Origin of the sequence: Flavobacterium sp. ARAG 55.4 (assembly GCF_051846875.1) — a bacterium.
GTDB classification, from domain to species: domain Bacteria; phylum Bacteroidota; class Bacteroidia; order Flavobacteriales; family Flavobacteriaceae; genus Flavobacterium; species Flavobacterium plantiphilum.
This window is the reverse complement of record NZ_JBPYCT010000005.1, coordinates 36,588-54,673: the sequence shown is the minus strand read 5'-3', so window position 1 is coordinate 54,673 and position 18,086 is coordinate 36,588. Positions and strand designations below refer to the sequence as shown.

Sequence of the window (18,086 nt, the reverse complement as noted above, 5' to 3'; positions counted from 1 at the left end):
CCGCTGTATTCCCCGCCAAAAAAGGCGGGAGATGTCGCTGCTATCGGGGCTATTTTAGTACGTCTGGTTTTCAATAGTACAATCCATAAAACTACTACTTAATTCCAAAAGAGTGCAACAAATAAAAAGTCCTTTTGATTATTTGTAAGAAAAAATAAATATATTTGACAAAACTAGAAAACAAAAAAACTTTCAACAATCTAACTGATTTTGGGTGTATATACGAAGGTTTATTTCGGGTATAAACTAGTTAGCACTCACCCTAAAAGACGACACAACAATGACGAAAATCGAAATAATACAATTAGGGGACACTTATCCAGTGGACTTTCAAAAAATTCAAAACTTTGGAGACAGTTCTTCAATATTTTCAGTTTTTGCTATTTCAGAGAATAATAATGCTGAAATACTGAATAGAGAAACGCTTCGACTATCAGACAATGATTTTAACTTTTTGACAACTCGACAAACGGGTGCTGACTTTTCGGTTGTAATTGTAAACAGACCATTACAAGGAAACTATTTTTCAAGACCAATTTCTGAAAAGTTAATTGTTATTTCAATTTTTGACATTGAGTCATTAAATATTCACGAAGGGATTTCAGTTGAAATGTATATTATTCGTTTCTTACTTGCTTTCTCGACAATTTACCAAGCATATAGCGGGCTTTCACAACAAGCGACAGAATTGATGCAGACAAATGCTACGGGTTGCTTATTCGACAAGGCTATTTTTAAGCCCCAAATCGCCATTTTTTTCAGACAACCAAAAATTAGCCCAGCAGTATTCAATCTTTTGCAAAGTAAAACGCTTCCAAAGGACTTTTTGAGTGACTTACAGAACGAAATCAAAAGATTAAAAATTGGGACGTACTACAAACTAAAAGATTGGTTTAAAGAAAATCCAATTTTGGCAATTTCAATTACTTTCCTATTCGGACTGATATTTTCCGAACTATTGGGCAATTTTATTTATGACCTAATTCACGACTATTTACCGCTTATAAACAATGCGAAACCACCGACAGAATAAAGGGCGAAGTGCTAACAGCCGTTTTGCAAAAGCGGGGGTTTTGTGCTTCTATGAAAGTGAAGTGTTAAATTCAAGTTTTGTGCATCTAATGAAGTTTAGTGCTGAAAATCCCCGCCTTCGCAAAGCGGCAAAACGTTAGCAGGCATATAACCTCAGAAAATCATGAACAACCTTTCACAACAAGCAAAAAAACTTGCTGAATTAGCCAATAAAAACTTAGACCAATTAGCAGGTAAATGTCCGATTAGAAATGAAATTCAAGATTATTATTTAGGAATTCTAAGGAGACAAGCAATAATGTTATTGGATTTAAGCAAAATATTTGAAAATAGAAATAAAGAATTAGTTACAACTCCTTATATCATTTTAAGAAGTATGCTTGATGACTTTTTACATATTTTATATTTAGAACTTCAAAATGATAAAGAAGAAAAAATAATATTAATAAATGCTAAAGCGCACAAACAGACTTTCAAATCACTGAAAGAATTGACAGATAGTAATCATAAACATTTTAACGGAAATAATGAGTTTTACTTGAATAACCAACAGTTTGAGGATTTGAAGCAAGTCTTTATTGGAAAACAAGAAAACCATAAATACTTTCAAGACATTGCTAATTTTAGATTTAAAAATTTCATACAGTTATCACAAGTCGCAAGTTCAATTGTTTCAACAAGAGACGTCGAGATTTTTAAAGACAGAGCTTATTATTTTTGGTGTGATTTTTCAACTTTTGTTCATTATTCAAATTTTTCATTTTATTTAGAAATGAATTTTGACCCGACCAGTCTTCATAAAATAGATGAAAGTTTTCAGTATTGTTATAATTCGATTTATTTGGCATTTAAATATTTCGAAAGAACATTAGGTTTGAATTTTATAGATGATGAAGAATTAAGAAACAAACACGGAATAATATACTCCTGCTAACACACGTCTTGCGCCATTTGCGAATTTAGTGGAATTACCATTTTGCATCAAGTTTTCGTTAAGCCGAAAACTGAACGGTTACGAAAAGATATTCTTTGTCATATATTAAAAGTCTAATCCATGAATTATCAATTTAGAAAAGCCGTAATTGCTGAAATCCCTGAAATTTGGGCTATTTTACAAAAAGCCATTCAACGCCGCAAAGAAGACGGCAGCAATCAATGGCAGGATGGTTATCCCAATCCTGAAGTGATACAAAAAGACATTGAAAAAGAGGCCGCTTTTGTGTTGACTCTCCACGAGGAAATCATCGGTTACACCGCCGTAATGATAAACGACGAACCTGAATATGCTAACATCATTGGGCAATGGTTGACTAATGATGATTTTGTAGTTTTCCATCGTGTGGCTATCGATGAAGCGCATTTAGGGAAAGGTTTGTCAAAAACGATTTTAAATTTCATTGAAGCATTTGCCCTGAGCAATAAAATCTACAGCATCAAAGCCGATACTAATTTTGACAATATTGCCATGCTGAAAATTTTTGAAAAACTGGGGTATCAATTGTGTGGCGAAGTCTATTTTAGAGGAAGTGCCAGAAAAGCTTTTGAAAAAGTATTGCCAAAAAAGCTCTAGAAAAAACTAATCCGTTTTAGACAAAGCTGTTTTTTTGTGTTAAAAAAAGTAAAAAGTATTCGCAAAAAAATAATAAACTGTATTTTTGCAGCCGAAACAAAAGACCGCTTTTTTGAAGTCATTATTCAGCATAGTACTTTCTATCCTTTTATTACTACCTAGTTTTGGTAGTTTCTTTGTTTATACTTCATTCAAATTAAATCAGGACGAAATTGCAAAAACCATTTGTGTACAGCGAAAAATGGTGAATAACAGTTGTAACGGTCGTTGTGAACTTCAAAAAAGTCTTAAAAAATATGAAGACAACGAAAAAAGAATGCAAAACAATCTCGACAGCAAAGTAGATTTGGTTTTTATTCAAAATACCGTTGTTGCTGATGATTTTAAGTTAATAGCATTTGATTTTATTATCAAACCTAATTTCTATACAATAGAGAAGCAACCCGTTTCAGTTTCTCTTTCTTCCTTTAGACCTCCATCCGTTTTGATATAAATTTTAATATCTCTTTTCAATTTCTTACTGAAAAGAAATTTTCTTGGATTCAATCCGGGAAAAGCTCGTTATTTCATAATTTATATCCATTAAAATGAAAAAAATGTTTCTGGCTTTATTAGTGATAAGCCAATTTGTTATTGCTCAAAATAAAAGCAAATCCGATACTACAAATGTCCACGAACTTCATGATGTTTTTATAACCGCCAATCGTACCGCAACTTTACGTAAAGAAACGCCGGTCGCCATTAGCAAATTAACCGCTAAAACCATCGATGAATCTAAAGCTACAGCCGCTTACGAAATTATCAATAAAACGCCCGGTGTATTGATGGTGAATCTGGGAAATGAACAGCACATGATGGCTATTCGTCAGCCCATGACTACGAATGCGTATTATTTATATCTGGAAGATGGTTTACCCATAAGACCCATGGGAATCTTCAACCACAATGCCTTGCTGGAAATCAACCAGTTCAATCTTCAGAGTATTGAAGTCGTAAAAGGGCCGGTTTCTTCTCTTTACGGACCCGAAGCAGTAGGCGGAACGATTAACTTTATATCGTTAAAACCCAGTATTAATCCGGAATTTAAATTTGGAATCCAGGCCGATCAATGGGGTTATAAAAGAGTTCAGGCTGCCGGAGGAGCCACTATTGGAAAAATTGGTTTTCATATTGCCGGAATTTCCAGTTTACAGGAAAATGGCTGGATGACTTTTTCAGATTATAATAAAGACAATCTGAATGTCCGGATTGATTATAATATTAGTCCTTCTACCCGATTAATCAGCAATACCATGTGGGGTAAATATTATTCGGATATGAGCGGCGGTGTGAATGAGAATGATTTTTACAATCGGGATTACAAAAGCACTTCTGATTTTACCTATAGAAAATCGGATGCTTTGCGTACGCGATTAACACTGGAACACGATTGGAATTTAAACGCGAGCAGCTATTTAACAGTCTATCACAGGAACAACAAACTGGGACAAAACCCTTCTTACGGCATTCGATGGAGTCCCACAAATAATCCAACGACTGCAACCGGAGAAATTAATTCGAATAACTTTAAAAGTTATGGTGCTATTGGACAACACACTCAAAAATTTGATTTCTTAAATACCAAATTAGTAGCGGGTGCTTTATATGATTACTCTCCTGTTACTTACTGGTCTTACAGAACAGATTTAAAAGCTAACTTAAATCCCAGTGGAGTCACAGTAAACAATTATGAAATTATTGCAGAACGCCCAGACTTAAAAATAGCCGATTACACTGCCGATATTTACAACAGTGCTGCTTATGCACAATTGAGTTTTAACCCTTTTGAAAAAGTAGTGCTTTCGTTAGGAGGCCGTTATGATAATATGAAAGTAGATTATGAAAATGCCATAGACCTTTCATCAGGAAGTAAAACCTATGATAAAGCTACTTTTAAAATTGGAGCCAATTATAATCCGTTTGACAATGCCGGATTTTATGGTAATTATTCTCAAGGGTTTGCTCCTCCGGGAATCACTTCTATTTTCAGAACTAAATCAGGAACAGGTGGAACAACAGGGGTTCCGGCTGAGTTTTATTACAATCTGAAACCGGCTACTTTCAATAATTACGAAATTGGCGGCTGGATGAGCTTATTAGAAAACAAACTCAACTTTGACTACGCCTTTTACTATATGGAAGGTAAAAACGAATTATTAAATGTAAAACTGGAAGATAATTCAACCGATTATCGTTCGGCCGGAGCAACCCGTCATAAAGGAATTGAATTAGGTTTTAACTACAAACCTTGTAAAGAAATTAATTTTAGACTTGGAGGAACTTATGCCCAGCACCATTATATTGATTTCAAAGTTTCGGATAAAACTACAGATGCTTTACAAAACTTAAACGGAAAAGAAATGCCTGCTGCTCCAAGATGGTCCGGAAATTCAGAACTTTATTATTATCCGGAATGGTTTCCTAATTTCAGGACTTCTGTAGAATGGCAACATGTGGGAAGTTATTATCAGGATCAGATAAACACTGTAAAATATTCCGGCTATGATATTTTTAATTTTAGAGCGGGTTACAAATGGAAGTGCATTGAAATTTACGGAAACATTATAAATCTCACTGATAAATTATATGCTTATAATGTATCCAGAGGAAATCTAAACACATCACAACCTTCTTATTTAGCTGCTGCTCCCAGAACTTTCTTATTAGGATTACAATATAATTTTTCATTGAAAAACTAATAATAAAATTATCTCAGATTGTAACTATTTTAGAAAAAGACTTTAAATCTGTGGCTAAAAAATAAATCATATATCCTCAAAGATGAGCAAGAAAAACAACAGAAAAAAAGATTCCAAATTTATCCGGAAAATCAAGCAGAATATGTACCAATGGCACAGAATCATTGGCATTATTACTATCATTCCGGTTATTTTCTGGACATTATCAGGATTGATGCATCCCTTTATGGCGCATTTTTTCAAACCGGAGATTGCCCGTGACAAATTAGAAACTGTAACAATTCCTCAAAGTAAGCTGTCTCTTTCCATTCAGGAAGTTTTAGAGAAAAACAATATCAAACAATTTACTAATTTCAGGATTGTTTCTTTCAACAATACTACTTTTTATCAGGTAAAAAACCTGATTGGTGATTTGCGTTATTTTGATACCGCCAACGGAAATGAACTTAAAAACGGAGATACAATATATGCGGAATGGCTCTCCCGTTACTTTCTGGACGATCAGAAGAGCAGCGTAAAAAACAGCGAAATCATCACCGAATTTGACAATCAGTACAAGTATGTCAACAGATATTTACCGGTTTATAAAGTTACTTTAGACCGTCCCGACACCATGGAAGTGTATGTGGAAACTTCATCCGGCAAACTGGCTACTTTCAACCCCACATCAAGACAGTTTTTTATCTGGTTTTTTGATGTGTTTCATAACTGGTCGTTTATTGATGCGATCAGCAATAACAGTATTCGCATTATCACGATGATTTTCCTGTTGTCGATAATTGGACTTTCGGCCATCAGCGGAATTGTGATTTATGGATTTTTGTGGAAACAATTCAAAAAATCTGACAGCTTAGAACCTAAAAAAGGAATCCGAAAATACCACCGCCAAATTGGGATCTGGATTTCTCTTTTCACCTTAACTTTTGCCTTTAGCGGAGGCTACCATGCTACTACCAAGTGGGATCCATACACTTTAGACAAAATGGTGTACGAGCCTACTTTTAAAACCAGTGAAATTCAACTGGCTAACAACAAGCTTAATTTAGACTGGAGCCGTTTTCAAAATGCGAGTCTGATTACCTTTAATGACAACATTTATTACCGTTGTGAATTAGAAGAAAAAGCAAGCGGAAAATTCAAAAAACCTAAGTCAAATGCCAATTCAAAATGGAATAAAAAAGACAATCAGAAAACTGAAGTGGTTTACATTAATGCTTCCACAAATACAATTTCTCCTGATTTAGACTTGCAATATGCTGAATTTTTGGCTTATTATTTTACAGATGGCGCACCAAAAGCAGCCTGTTGTGAAATGATGAATCCGGAAATTCCTGAGGAATCAGAAGCTTCTTTAGAAAATGTAAAATTATTAGAATCGAAAGTGATTACTAATTTTGAAAGCAGAGAATATGGATTTGTCAACAAGCGTTTACCGGTTGTAAAACTGGCTTATGATACACCTGAAAAAACAACTTATTTTATTGAAACTGCCACTTCCAGGCTGGCTGCTAAAATTAAAAATTCAGATATGGTGGAAGGTTATTCTTTTGCTATTTTACACAAATACCTGTTTATGGATTGGGCCGGCAAAAACGTGCGTGATTTAACAATGGTTCTAGCGGCACTTTGTATTTTAATTGTGAGTGTGTTAGGGTTAATTCTTTTTATAAAAAAATAGTTTCTAAGTTCCTAAGAAGCTAAGATTCTGAGTTCATTTTCACTTAGAGCCTTAGCTTCTCAGCAACTTACTTAGGATTTTCTTCGAAATATCTGGCTTCAATTCGTTTGATATCTTTAATTGATTTTCGGGCCCAATCCAATCGTTTTTCAAGAATTTCGGCATCAGTTAATTTCCAGTCGATATCAGAACGACGCAATCTATTGGTCAAATCCTGAATGATGATAGCCGCTGAAACCGAAATATTCAGACTTTCGGTAAAACCTACCATGGGAATTTTCAAGAAACTATCGGCATTTTGCATCACTTCTTCGGACAAACCTTCTTTTTCTGTTCCAAAAAACAAAGCACTTGGTTTTGAAATGTCAAATTTTTCCAGTGTGCAATCCTTTTCATGTGGTGTGGTGGCTATAATCTGGTAGCCTTGCTCTTTTAACGTAGCAATACAATTCGTAACCGAATCATGTCGGTTGATATCCACCCATTTTTGAGCGCCCATGGCTATTTGCTTGTCTATTCTTTTTCCAAAACGTTCTTCTATTACATTCAGTTCCTGAATACCAAAAACCTCGCAACTACGCATTACCGCAGAAGTATTATGTAACTGATACACATCTTCTACAGCTACCGTAAAATGCTTCGTTCGGTTTTGCAATACTTCTAAAAAACGTTCTTTGCGATTGTCTGTCAATATTGTTTCCAGATAATTTAAGTAATCTATATCAATCATTGTTGTGGTTTAATTTTGGCGCAAAAATACATTTTTTTATTTTTTATTAGATTTCAACTAAAAGTATCGAGCTTTTCTGCCATCAAAAAAAGATTGGTTAAATTCGTAAAAAAAATAGAATATGGAAACAGTAAAAATAAAAAAAACAGGAGTTGAAGGACTAGAAAAACTACAACAAATAAGCACGCAAACATTTTTTGAAACTTTTGCTGAAGTGAATTCCGAAGAAAACATGAAAGAATATTTGAAAAATAATTTTTCAATTGACCGTCTAACCCATGAATTAACAAATCCCAATTCAGCATTCTACTTTGCTGTACGTGGTACTGAAATTCTAGGCTATTTGAAAATTAACTTTGGAGAAGAACAAACAGAGCTAAAAGACAAAAATGCTTTAGAAATAGAACGTATTTATGTTTTAAAAAAGTTTCACGGAGCTAAAATTGGACAATTATTATATGAAAAAGCCATACAAATAGCTAAAAAACAAGATTTAAGCTATCTTTGGTTAGGAGTTTGGGAGGAAAACCACAGAGCCATAAATTTTTATAAAAAAAATGGCTTTATGGAATTTGATACACATATTTTTAAATTAGGTGATGATGAACAAACTGATTTACTGATGAAATTAATGTTGAAATAATACAATGAAGAAAAAATTAGTCGTTTTAACAGGAGCCGGAATCAGTGCGGAAAGTGGCATCAAAACCTTTAGAGATGGTGATGGACTTTGGGAAGGTCATGATGTAATGGATGTTGCTTCGCCGGAAGGCTGGTACAGAAATCCCGAATTGGTTTTGGATTTTTACAATCAAAGACGCCGTCAACTCAAAGAGGTAAAGCCAAATGCAGGACATAAAGAATTAGCCCAACTCCAAATTCATTATGATGTGCACATCATCACCCAAAATGTAGATGATTTGCACGAACGCGCCGGAAGCAAAAAAGTTTTGCATTTGCATGGTGAACTCCTTAAAGTGCGAAGTACCAAAAACCCAAAGTATATTTTAGAATGGGAAGGCGATTTGAATTTAGGAGATATGGATTCATATAAAAATCAATTGCGTCCACACATAGTATGGTTTGGCGAATCGGTACCGGCTTTTGATGAAGCCCTTACGATTACTGAAAGTGCGGATTATTTTGCCGTTATCGGAACTTCATTACAGGTGTATCCCGCAGCAGGATTAATAGCTTTTGTGCCTCCACATGTACCTGTTTTTTATATCGATCCTAAACCAATCCAAATTCCTGATTTAAGAAATCCATTGGAAACATTTCCGCTCCGGGCATCAGAAGGAGTACTGCAATTAAAAAACAGATTAATAGCAGAATTTCAGTAACAATCTATTCAAAAAAGTAGATAAATCTATTCAAAAAATAGCCCGAAATTCCTAAAATTCTGTCTATATTTGTGCCTTTCGAAAAAATAACAACACAATGACGACTTTAAACGAATTGAATGCTATTTCTCCAATTGATGGCAGATATAGAAATAAAACACTTTCATTGGCTCCTTTTTTCTCTGAAGAAGCTTTAATCAAGTACCGTGTATTGGTAGAAATTGAATATTTTATTGCTTTGTGCGAAGTCCCTTTGCCACAATTAAAAAATGTAAACCCTAATTTATTCGAAAGTTTACGTGACATCTATAAAAATTTCTCTACTGCAGACGCACTTTGGATTAAAGAAACAGAGAAAGTTACGAATCACGACGTTAAAGCCGTTGAATATTTTATCAAAGATGCCTTTGAAAAATTAGGTTTATCCGAATACAAAGAATTCATTCACTTTGGACTGACTTCTCAGGACATCAACAATACAGCCATTCCTCTTTCTACAAAAGAAGCTTTTGAGAGCGTATACATGCCATCATTGATTGCTTTAATTTCAAAATTAAAAGAATTAAGTGTAGAATGGAAGGATGTTCCCATGCTTGCCCGTACGCACGGACAACCGGCCTCTCCTACCCGTTTAGGGAAAGAAATTGCTGTTTTTGTAGAACGTATCGAAGAACAAATGCGTTTGTTATTCAACATTCCTTTTGCGGCTAAATTTGGTGGAGCAACAGGAAATTACAATGCCCACCACGTGGCTTACCCACAAATTGACTGGAAACAATTTGGTACTCAATTCGTTCAGGAAAATTTAGGATTACACCATTCGTTTCCTACTACTCAAATTGAGCACTACGATCATTTTGCTGCGTTTTTTGATGCATTAAAAAGAATCAATACCATCATTATCGATTTAGACAGAGATATCTGGACGTATGTTTCGATGGAATATTTCAAACAAAAAATCAAAGCGGGAGAAATTGGATCATCGGCAATGCCACATAAAGTAAATCCTATTGATTTTGAAAACTCCGAAGGAAACTTAGGAATTGCGAATGCGATTTTCGAACATTTATCAGCTAAATTGCCTGTTTCAAGATTGCAACGTGATTTGACTGACAGTACTGTTCTGAGAAATATTGGGGTACCAATGGGACACACCATTATTGCTTTTGAAGCTACTTTAAAGGGATTAAACAAGTTATTATTGAACGAGTCTAAATTCCATGAAGATTTAGAAAACAACTGGGCAGTAGTCGCTGAGGCCATCCAGACTATTTTACGTCGTGAAGCCTATCCAAATCCTTACGAAGCTTTAAAAGGTTTAACCAGAACTAACGAAGCCATTACTAAAAAATCGATGCATGAGTTCATTGGAACACTGGAAGTATCGGATGCTATTAAAGCAGAATTATTACAAATTACACCAAGTACCTTTTTAGGAATATAATTATAAGACATTTAATTTTTTTTTAAAAGCTATCCTTACCGATAGCTTTTTTTATGAATCTGTTTTTAATTAATTCTGAAATAGGAAATAAAAACTGCTTTTAGTATATTTAACACGATTGCAAAAATTAAGAATAATATATGAGTACAGTCGCAGCAGTTGCTGAAGCATCGCAACATCTGAAACCTTTAATTAGTGATTTAGGATTAATCCTTATGACAGCAGGTATAGCTGTATTGCTGTTTAAAATAATTAAACAACCTTTAGTACTGGGTTATTTAATAGCCGGATTTTTAGCGGGAAATCATTTTGATTTTTTCCCATCGGTTAAAGACGTTCACAGTGTAGAAGTCTGGGCCGAAATAGGGGTTATTTTCCTCTTATTTAGTTTAGGACTTGAATTCAGTTTTAAGAAATTGATGAAAGTGGGCGGAACTGCTTCTATTACTGCTATTACCCAGATTATAGCCATGGTACTTATAGGATATCTGGTGGGACAATGGATGGGATGGAAAGAAATGGATTGTATCTTTCTGGGAGTAATTCTCTCGATATCCTCTACCACTATTATCCTTAAGACTTTTGACGAATTAGGAGTAAAAGCCCAGCAATTTGCCGGTATAGTAATAGGTTCGCTTATTGTTCAGGATATTGTTGCCATTTTAATGATGGTTTTACTATCCACAGTTGCTGTTAGTCAGCAATTTTCAGGGGGCGAATTATTACTTTCTGTACTTAAATTAGGTTTTTTTCTGGTTGCGTGGTTTGTGGGCGGAATCTTTTTTATTCCTACATTGTTAAAAAAGACGAAGCATTTACTAACAGACGAAATGATGTTGATTCTTTCCTTAGCTTTATGCCTAATGATGGTAATTTTAGCTTCCAATGTTGGTTTTTCTCCGGCTTTAGGAGCCTTTATAATGGGATCTATCATTGCTGAAACTACTCAGGCAGAACACATCGAACATTTAATAAAACCTGTAAAAGATTTATTTGGTGCCGTCTTTTTTGTATCCGTAGGGATGCTGATTAATCCAGCAACTTTATATGAATATGCTATTCCGGTAATGATTCTGACCTTAGTTACTATTTTTGGTCAGTCAATCAGTTCGACTGTTGGTGCACTAATTTCGGGGCAACCGCTAAAACAATCGGTACAAACCGGGATGAGCTTGTCTCAAATTGGGGAATTCTCCTTTATCATTGCTACTTTGGGAATGTCGATGAATGTTACCAGTAATTTTCTTTATCCTGTAGTGGTTGCGGTATCAGCAGTAACTACTTTTACAACGCCTTTTATGGTTAAGATGGCTGTTCCTTTTTCCGGTTATTTAGAGAAAAAACTACCCCGAAAATGGGTGAAAAGAATTGCCCGTTATAGTACAAATGCTCAGGCTATCCGATCGGTAAGCACCTGGCAGATAGTAATCAGAGCACATTTACTCCAAATTATATTACATACGATTATCATTACATCGGTGATTTTAATGTCTTCAAAATTTGTATTACCATTAGTCGAAAATTCTAAATTTGGAAATGCTATTGCAGCATTAATTACAATGGTAATTATTTCACCTTTTTTATGGGCGCTGTCACTACGCCGGGTTGCCGTAAAGGAAGTAGACATGTTATTTGAAGAAAAAAAATACCGGGGTCCTATTTTAATGCTTTTCTTTTTCCGGATGGGACTAGCGGTATTTTACATTGGTTTTCTGTTAAATATATTTTTCTCTCCGGTAATTGCATTTTTTGCTTTGGTAACAGCAATTATTATTTATTTGTTTTTTCCGAAGAAATTACACGAACAATATCATAAAATTGAAAGTCATTTTCTGACCAATCTTAATGACAGAGAAGAAAAGAAAATTGACCGTCGTTATGCTAATTTAACCCCTTGGGACGGACACATGACGACTTTTGAAATTGCAAGAGAATCTAATTTAGCCGGAAAGACTCTTCGTGAAATAAAAATGAGGGAATTAGTAGGGGTCAATATCGCTTACATCAAGCGAGGGGAAATTATGATTCCGATTCCCAATAAAATGGAACGTTTATTCCCCGGCGATGAAATTGGCGTGATTGGCTCGGATGCTCAAATCAAAGAATTCTCCAACTTTTTAACACAAAATGAAATTGAAATCCCGACAAAAGTAACAGATGAAATTATTTTACGCCAAATTGAACTTACAAATAATGAGTTCATTGGGCAAAGTGTCGGACAATCAAAACTTAGAGAACGCACCCATGGTTTATTAGTCGGAATAGAACGAAAAGGACAGCGCATCCTGAACCCTGAATCTCATATTGTCCTGGAAAAAAATGATCTGCTGTGGATTGTAGGAGATAAAAAACTGCTCGCACAAACATTCCAGGATTAATTTTCGGAATTTAGTTAATACATTTTAAAATGCCCGTTTCTTATTGATCCGGGCATTTTTAATTTTCTGATATTATTCCATACATAGTTTGAAAAAGAGGTACTAAAAAAGATTTTTTTTTCAAAAATAAATGATCATATCACTTTTTTAAATTGAATTTTGAGTAACTTTATAATAGTAAGATAATTTAAAAACAAATTAAATTTTGATATTTCCAAAAGGAAATTCTATAAGAGCGCTACCGAAAAAGTAATTAAAAATAATTCAATATGGCATTTATAGACTACTACAAAGTATTAGAAATAGATAAAAAAGCAACAGATGCCGAAATAAAAAAGGCTTACCGAAAACTAGCCCGAAAATACCATCCTGATATCAATCCTAACGATAAGGAAGCAGAACAAAAATTCAAACAAATAAATGAAGCCAATGAAGTATTAGGCAATGCCGAGAAAAGGAAAAAATATGATGCATATGGTGAAAACTGGCAACATGCTGCTGAATATGAAAAAGCACATCAGCAACAACGCTATTATGGCAGCAGCGGATCGGAGGAAGAATTCAGATCTTATGGCAGAGACGGAGACGATTATTCTGATTTTTTCGAATCCCTTTTTGGTAATGCAACAAGAAACCGAGGCAGAAGTAACGCCTTTAAAGGTCCCGATTTTAGTAGTGAATTGCATTTAAATCTAGAAGATGCATACACCACTCATAAACAAACCATTACCGTCAATGGTAAAAACATTCGTTTTACGATTCCCGCAGGAATTGAGAACGGTCAAACCATCAAAATTGCCGGACACGGAGGCGAAGGTGCAGGTGGTGGTCCTAAAGGTGATTTATACATTACTTTTTCGATAAACAATCATGCTGTTTTTAAAAGAGATAAAGAAAATCTGTATGTTACAGAAACAATTGACTTGTACAAAGCCGTATTAGGAGGCGAAATTACAGTGGCTACATTTGATGGAAAAGTCAAACTAAATATAAAACCCGGAACTCAAAATGGTACTAAAGTAAAATTAAAAGGTAAAGGCTTTCCTGTCTATAAGAAAGAAGGTGCTTTTGGTGATTTATATATTACTTTCGAAATCAGGATACCTACAAATCTTTCCAATAAAGAAACCGAATTATTTACTGAACTTTCTAAATTACGAACATCATGAATACCGAAAATTTTATTCCTTTAAATACGCTCTGTCAGCATTACAAATTAGAAATTAATTTTTTTAATACTTTAAATGAAAATGGTCTGATTGAAATTCAGTTTGTAGATCAGGTACAATATGTCCACAAAGAATCTATTTATGAAATTGAAAAAATAGTACGGATGCATAAAGATTTAGAGGTAAATATAGAAGGAATTGACGTAGTACTTAATTTACTTCAAAAAATTGATGCTTTACAAACAGAATTATTAAATGTTAGGAATCGTTTGTTATTATATGAAAATTAAGCTCAACACTGTTTCATTATGTTTATAAAAAAACAGCTGATTTTAAACATCTTATAGAAATCAGTAAAAAAACTGCCTGCAACAATTCAAAAAATTAACTTAAAACAAAATTCCAAAGTCTTTAAATTATATTTTTTTTTATATTTTAACATCAGAATACAGCATATGCCAACTTAAAGATACCTTTTGCCGCGTATTTTAACAGTCATATGGTATAAAAAATAAAATATATGACAATTATAATTTCACTTTGCATTTTATTGTTGGTTTCTTATTTGTTTGATTTGAGTGCTTCAAAAACAAAAATTCCCTCTGTTATTTTGTTGCTGCTTTTAGGTTGGATAGTAAAAGAAATAACCACTTTTTTCGTTATAAAACTTCCCGATCTAAGCTCTACTTTACCTATTCTGGGAACTCTTGGATTAATATTGATTGTACTTGAAGGATCGTTAGAACTGGAATTGAATAAATCCAAAATCGGTCTGATAAAGAAATCAACTTTGGGGTCTTTTTTACCTTTAATTGTGATGGCCTTTACTCTCGCTTATCTTTTTTATTATTATACTGAATTTGATTTTAAAACCTGTCTTAGCAACGCGATCCCTTTTTGTGTAATTAGTAGTGCTATCGCCATTCCCAGCGTTCGTAATTTACGTCAAAGTCATAAAGAATTTGTGATTTATGAAAGCAGTCTGTCGGATATTTTTGGTGTAATATTTTTTAATTTCGTGGCTTTCAACACCAGTTTTGGAGTCAATACTTTTGGCTATTTTTGCTTGGAAATTTTAATTATCATTATTATTTCTTTTGTTGCTACTATTTTACTTTCATTTCTTTTGAATAAAATAGATCATCACATCAAGTTCGTACCTATTATTTTACTTATCATATTAATTTATGAAATTTCAAAAATATTCCATTTACCTGCTCTTCTTTTTATAATGGTTTTTGGATTATCCATAGGTAATTTAGACGAATTAAAAAATTACCGATGGGCACACCAATTCAGACTCGATTTATTGAATAAAGAAGTTCAGAAATTTAAAGAATTGATTATTGAAGCTACTTTTTTAATCAGAGCATTATTCTTTTTACTGTTTGGTTATCTGATCAAAACTTCTGAGATTATAAACCCCGACTCTATCCTATGGGCATTAGTCATTGTGGGAATCGCTCTGGTTTTACGTTTTCTGCAATTAAAAATTTCAGGAATCCCAATATTTCCCTTGTTATTTGTTGCTCCACGGGGATTAATTACTATCCTTTTGTTTTTATCTATTGCGCCGGAGAGTCAAATTCATTTGGTAAACAAATCTCTCATCATTCAGGTAATTCTCTTAACAGCAATAATAATGATGCTGGGAATTATGCTGACCACAATTAAAAGAAAAAAATCTATTCAGGAAACAAGAAAGGCATTACTTCAGCAACAGGAAAATGATCTATTATAATGAAATTTAAAATGAAAATCAAAACATTTATTATACTACTTTTTAGTTTTGGCACTATACAGGCTCAGGAATTTTTTCCTTTATGGCCCAGTAACAAAATGCCGAATACCAAAGGAATGTCGCTGGAACACCTTGAGGAGAGAGAGCGAATCACCCAGGTAGCACAACCGGGAATGTATGCTTTCCTTACTTCTAAAGAGGAAAATACCGGAAGCGCTGTACTAATATGTCCTCCAGGAGGTTATGCAAAATTAACTTATAACATTGCAGGCTTTCAGTTTGCCAAATGGCTAAACACATTGGGAATTAATGCTTTTGTATTGATTCACCGTTTGCCAACATCACCTGACTTAACCGAAAGAGAAAAAGGTCCTATACAGGATGCACAAAGAGCTATGAAATTCATTCGTTCTAATGCGTCAGTTTGGGGGATAAATTCATCTAAAATTGGTGTGATGGGTGCTTCTGCAGGCGGTCACCTGGCAACAACATTAGGAACTCACGTTCAGGATTATTCTTCTATTAAAGATGCTCTCGATGAGTTTTCTTTCCATCCTGACTTTATGATTTTAATTTCTCCTGTTATCACCATGGGTAAATATGCCCACAAGGGAAGCCTTGATAATTTTTTTGGGAAAAACCCGGCTCCAGAAAAAATAGAATTATTTTCAAATGAAAAACAGGTTATTGCCACTACTCCGCCTGCTTTTATCGTTTTGGCACAAAATGACCCTGTTGTAAATCCTGTTAACGGAATGCTGTTTTATCAGGCCATTACCGATAAAAATATTTCAGGAAGTCTACATATTTTTCCTGAAGGCGGTCATTCTATCGCATTAAAAAACAATCCAAAGTCTATAAATTTATGGACGAGCTTATGTGAAGAATGGCTCTATGATTTGGGAATTATGGACAAAACCAAATCAGAAATCACTCCTCCTAAAGCTGATTTATTAAAAACAAATCGTTTTTAAAACTTATTTTTTGTAAAAAAAACATACAAAAAACCCAGCATAATCAATACTTAACAAGACTTTTTATGCTTTAACAACAAAAATAAATCAAAATTTTTATTTAAATATTTGTATATACAAATAAAAAAAGTGTTACATTTGTACCAACAAATAAAAACAGTATTGGAATGAAAATTGAAGATGAAATAAAAAGTACGGTTGAATTAAACCTTTCGAAAAAAATTATTCTCAATATCATGTATACACAGAATGTTTTGACCGAAAAGTTTAATGAAGTCTTAAAACCTTATGATTTATCAGGAGAACAATACAACGTATTGCGTATTCTAAGAGGTCAAAAAGGGAATCCCGCTAATATGTGTGTCATTCAGGAACGAATGATTGCTAAAACCAGCAATACAACAAGACTGGTAGATAAATTATTATTAAAGGAATTGGTTACCCGAAATGTTTGTCCGGACAACCGCAGAAAAATAGAAGTTCTGATTACTCAAAAAGGGTTAAACGTTTTAGCCGAACTGGATCCAAAAGTGATTGAACACGAAAATGCTTTGACAAATAATCTGACTATCGAAGAATTAGAACAATTAAACAATTTATTAGAAAAATATAGAAATTAACAATAGAATATCATGAGCAATTTTTTAGAAAACCAAAATTGGAGATACGCAACAAAGAAATTTGATGCAACAAAAAAAATATCAAAAGAAGATTTAAAAACTTTAAAAGAAGCGATCCGTCTGAGTTCTTCTTCTTACGGCTTACAACCTTACAAAGTAATTATTGTTGAAAATCCCGAAATAAGAGCTAAAATCCAGCCTGCAGCCTGGGGACAATCTCAAATCACAGAAGCATCTCATCTTATTGTTTTTGCAAATAAAACAAAACTGGACAATTCTGATATAGATGAATATGTTAGTAATATTAGTACCGTAAGAAACATTCCTGTAGAATCATTAGCCGCTTATGGTGATTTTATGAAATCAAAAATTGTAACACTATCCGATGATTCCAAAAACATCTGGACTTCAAAACAAACTTATTTGGCTTTAGGAAACTTATTAAATGCTGCTGCTGAATTAAAAATTGATGTTACTCCTATGGAAGGATTTGTTCCTGAACAGCTAAACGAAATTTTAGGTCTGGACAAACTAAACCTTAACACTTCGCTTATTGCTACATTAGGGTACAGACATGAAGAAGATGCTACACAGCATTATAAAAAAGTCAGAAAATCAGAAGAAGAATTATTTATCACATTATAATTATTAATTAAATCAAATTCAAAC

17 protein-coding genes are annotated in these 18,086 nt (G+C 33.8%); 16 read left to right on the top strand and 1 reads right to left on the bottom strand.

Features of this window, described 5'->3' with window-relative positions; genetic code table 11:
* Positions 1–280 precede the first annotated feature (280 nt).
* The 6 genes from ACSV4D_RS07650 (at position 281) to ACSV4D_RS07625 (ending at position 7,018) form a co-directional block, all read left to right on the top strand.
* Positions 281–1,033, top strand: a complete 753-nt coding sequence (locus ACSV4D_RS07650) for a hypothetical protein (protein WP_439227730.1) — start codon at positions 281–283, stop codon at positions 1,031–1,033.
* A gap of 162 nt (positions 1,034–1,195) precedes the next feature.
* Positions 1,196–1,966 (top strand): hypothetical protein, encoded by a 771-nt coding sequence (locus tag ACSV4D_RS07645; protein ID WP_439227729.1) that lies wholly within the window; start codon positions 1,196–1,198, stop codon positions 1,964–1,966.
* 120 nt (positions 1,967–2,086) lie between these two features.
* Complete coding sequence (locus ACSV4D_RS07640) at positions 2,087–2,602, top strand: GNAT family N-acetyltransferase (RefSeq protein ID WP_439227728.1); 516 nt, start codon at positions 2,087–2,089, stop codon at positions 2,600–2,602.
* Between the two features lie 112 nt (positions 2,603–2,714).
* Positions 2,715–3,095 (top strand): hypothetical protein, encoded by a 381-nt coding sequence (locus ACSV4D_RS07635; RefSeq protein ID WP_439227727.1) that lies wholly within the window; start codon positions 2,715–2,717, stop codon positions 3,093–3,095.
* 94 nt (positions 3,096–3,189) lie between these two features.
* Positions 3,190–5,340 carry a TonB-dependent receptor gene (locus ACSV4D_RS07630; protein WP_439227726.1) on the top strand — a complete coding sequence of 717 codons (2,151 nt, stop codon included), beginning with the start codon at positions 3,190–3,192 and terminating at the stop codon, positions 5,338–5,340.
* 82 nt (positions 5,341–5,422) lie between these two features.
* Entirely contained in the window at positions 5,423–7,018 is a 1,596-nt protein-coding gene (locus ACSV4D_RS07625; RefSeq protein WP_439227725.1) for a PepSY domain-containing protein, read from the top strand.
* Between the two features lie 67 nt (positions 7,019–7,085).
* Here the strand turns inward: ACSV4D_RS07625 and ACSV4D_RS07620 are convergent, their stop codons facing one another.
* Complete coding sequence (locus ACSV4D_RS07620) at positions 7,086–7,748, bottom strand: TrmH family RNA methyltransferase (protein WP_439227724.1); 663 nt, start codon at positions 7,746–7,748, stop codon at positions 7,086–7,088.
* Positions 7,749–7,869: 121 nt separating this feature from the next.
* On the opposite strand from ACSV4D_RS07620, the gene ACSV4D_RS07615 reads away from it, so the two are divergent.
* The 10 genes from ACSV4D_RS07615 (at position 7,870) to ACSV4D_RS07570 (ending at position 18,062) form a co-directional block, all read left to right on the top strand.
* Positions 7,870–8,391 carry a GNAT family N-acetyltransferase gene (locus ACSV4D_RS07615; RefSeq protein ID WP_408078765.1) on the top strand — a complete coding sequence of 174 codons (522 nt, stop codon included), beginning with the start codon at positions 7,870–7,872 and terminating at the stop codon, positions 8,389–8,391.
* Between the two features lie 4 nt (positions 8,392–8,395).
* Positions 8,396–9,091: an SIR2 family NAD-dependent protein deacylase gene (locus ACSV4D_RS07610; protein WP_439227723.1), complete on the top strand. Its 696-nt coding sequence runs from the start codon at positions 8,396–8,398 to the stop codon at positions 9,089–9,091.
* 97 nt (positions 9,092–9,188) lie between these two features.
* Entirely contained in the window at positions 9,189–10,535 is a 1,347-nt protein-coding gene (gene purB, locus ACSV4D_RS07605; RefSeq protein ID WP_408078760.1) for an adenylosuccinate lyase, read from the top strand.
* 140 nt (positions 10,536–10,675) lie between these two features.
* A complete protein-coding gene (locus ACSV4D_RS07600) occupies positions 10,676–12,913 on the top strand; it encodes a cation:proton antiporter domain-containing protein (protein ID WP_439227722.1) in 2,238 nt (745 codons plus the stop codon).
* Between the two features lie 269 nt (positions 12,914–13,182).
* Complete coding sequence (locus ACSV4D_RS07595; protein ID WP_439227721.1) at positions 13,183–14,082, top strand: DnaJ C-terminal domain-containing protein; 900 nt, start codon at positions 13,183–13,185, stop codon at positions 14,080–14,082.
* Positions 14,079–14,372 (top strand): chaperone modulator CbpM, encoded by a 294-nt coding sequence (locus tag ACSV4D_RS07590; protein ID WP_408078754.1) that lies wholly within the window; start codon positions 14,079–14,081, stop codon positions 14,370–14,372. The genes ACSV4D_RS07595 and ACSV4D_RS07590 overlap by 4 nt, the downstream gene beginning before the upstream one ends.
* Before the next feature lie 230 nt (positions 14,373–14,602).
* A complete protein-coding gene (locus tag ACSV4D_RS07585) occupies positions 14,603–15,823 on the top strand; it encodes a sodium:proton antiporter (protein ID WP_439227720.1) in 1,221 nt (406 codons plus the stop codon).
* 11 nt (positions 15,824–15,834) lie between these two features.
* On the top strand, positions 15,835–16,797 hold the full coding sequence (locus ACSV4D_RS07580; RefSeq protein WP_439227719.1) for an alpha/beta hydrolase: 963 nt from the start codon (positions 15,835–15,837) through the stop codon (positions 16,795–16,797).
* 167 nt (positions 16,798–16,964) lie between these two features.
* Positions 16,965–17,417, top strand: coding sequence for a MarR family winged helix-turn-helix transcriptional regulator (locus ACSV4D_RS07575; RefSeq protein ID WP_408078748.1), 453 nt, complete (start codon positions 16,965–16,967; stop codon positions 17,415–17,417).
* 12 nt (positions 17,418–17,429) lie between these two features.
* The gene (locus ACSV4D_RS07570) at positions 17,430–18,062 is read left to right on the top strand and encodes an NAD(P)H-dependent oxidoreductase (protein WP_408078746.1); all 633 of its coding nucleotides are present in this window, start codon (positions 17,430–17,432) and stop codon (positions 18,060–18,062) included.
* Positions 18,063–18,086 lie beyond the last annotated feature (24 nt).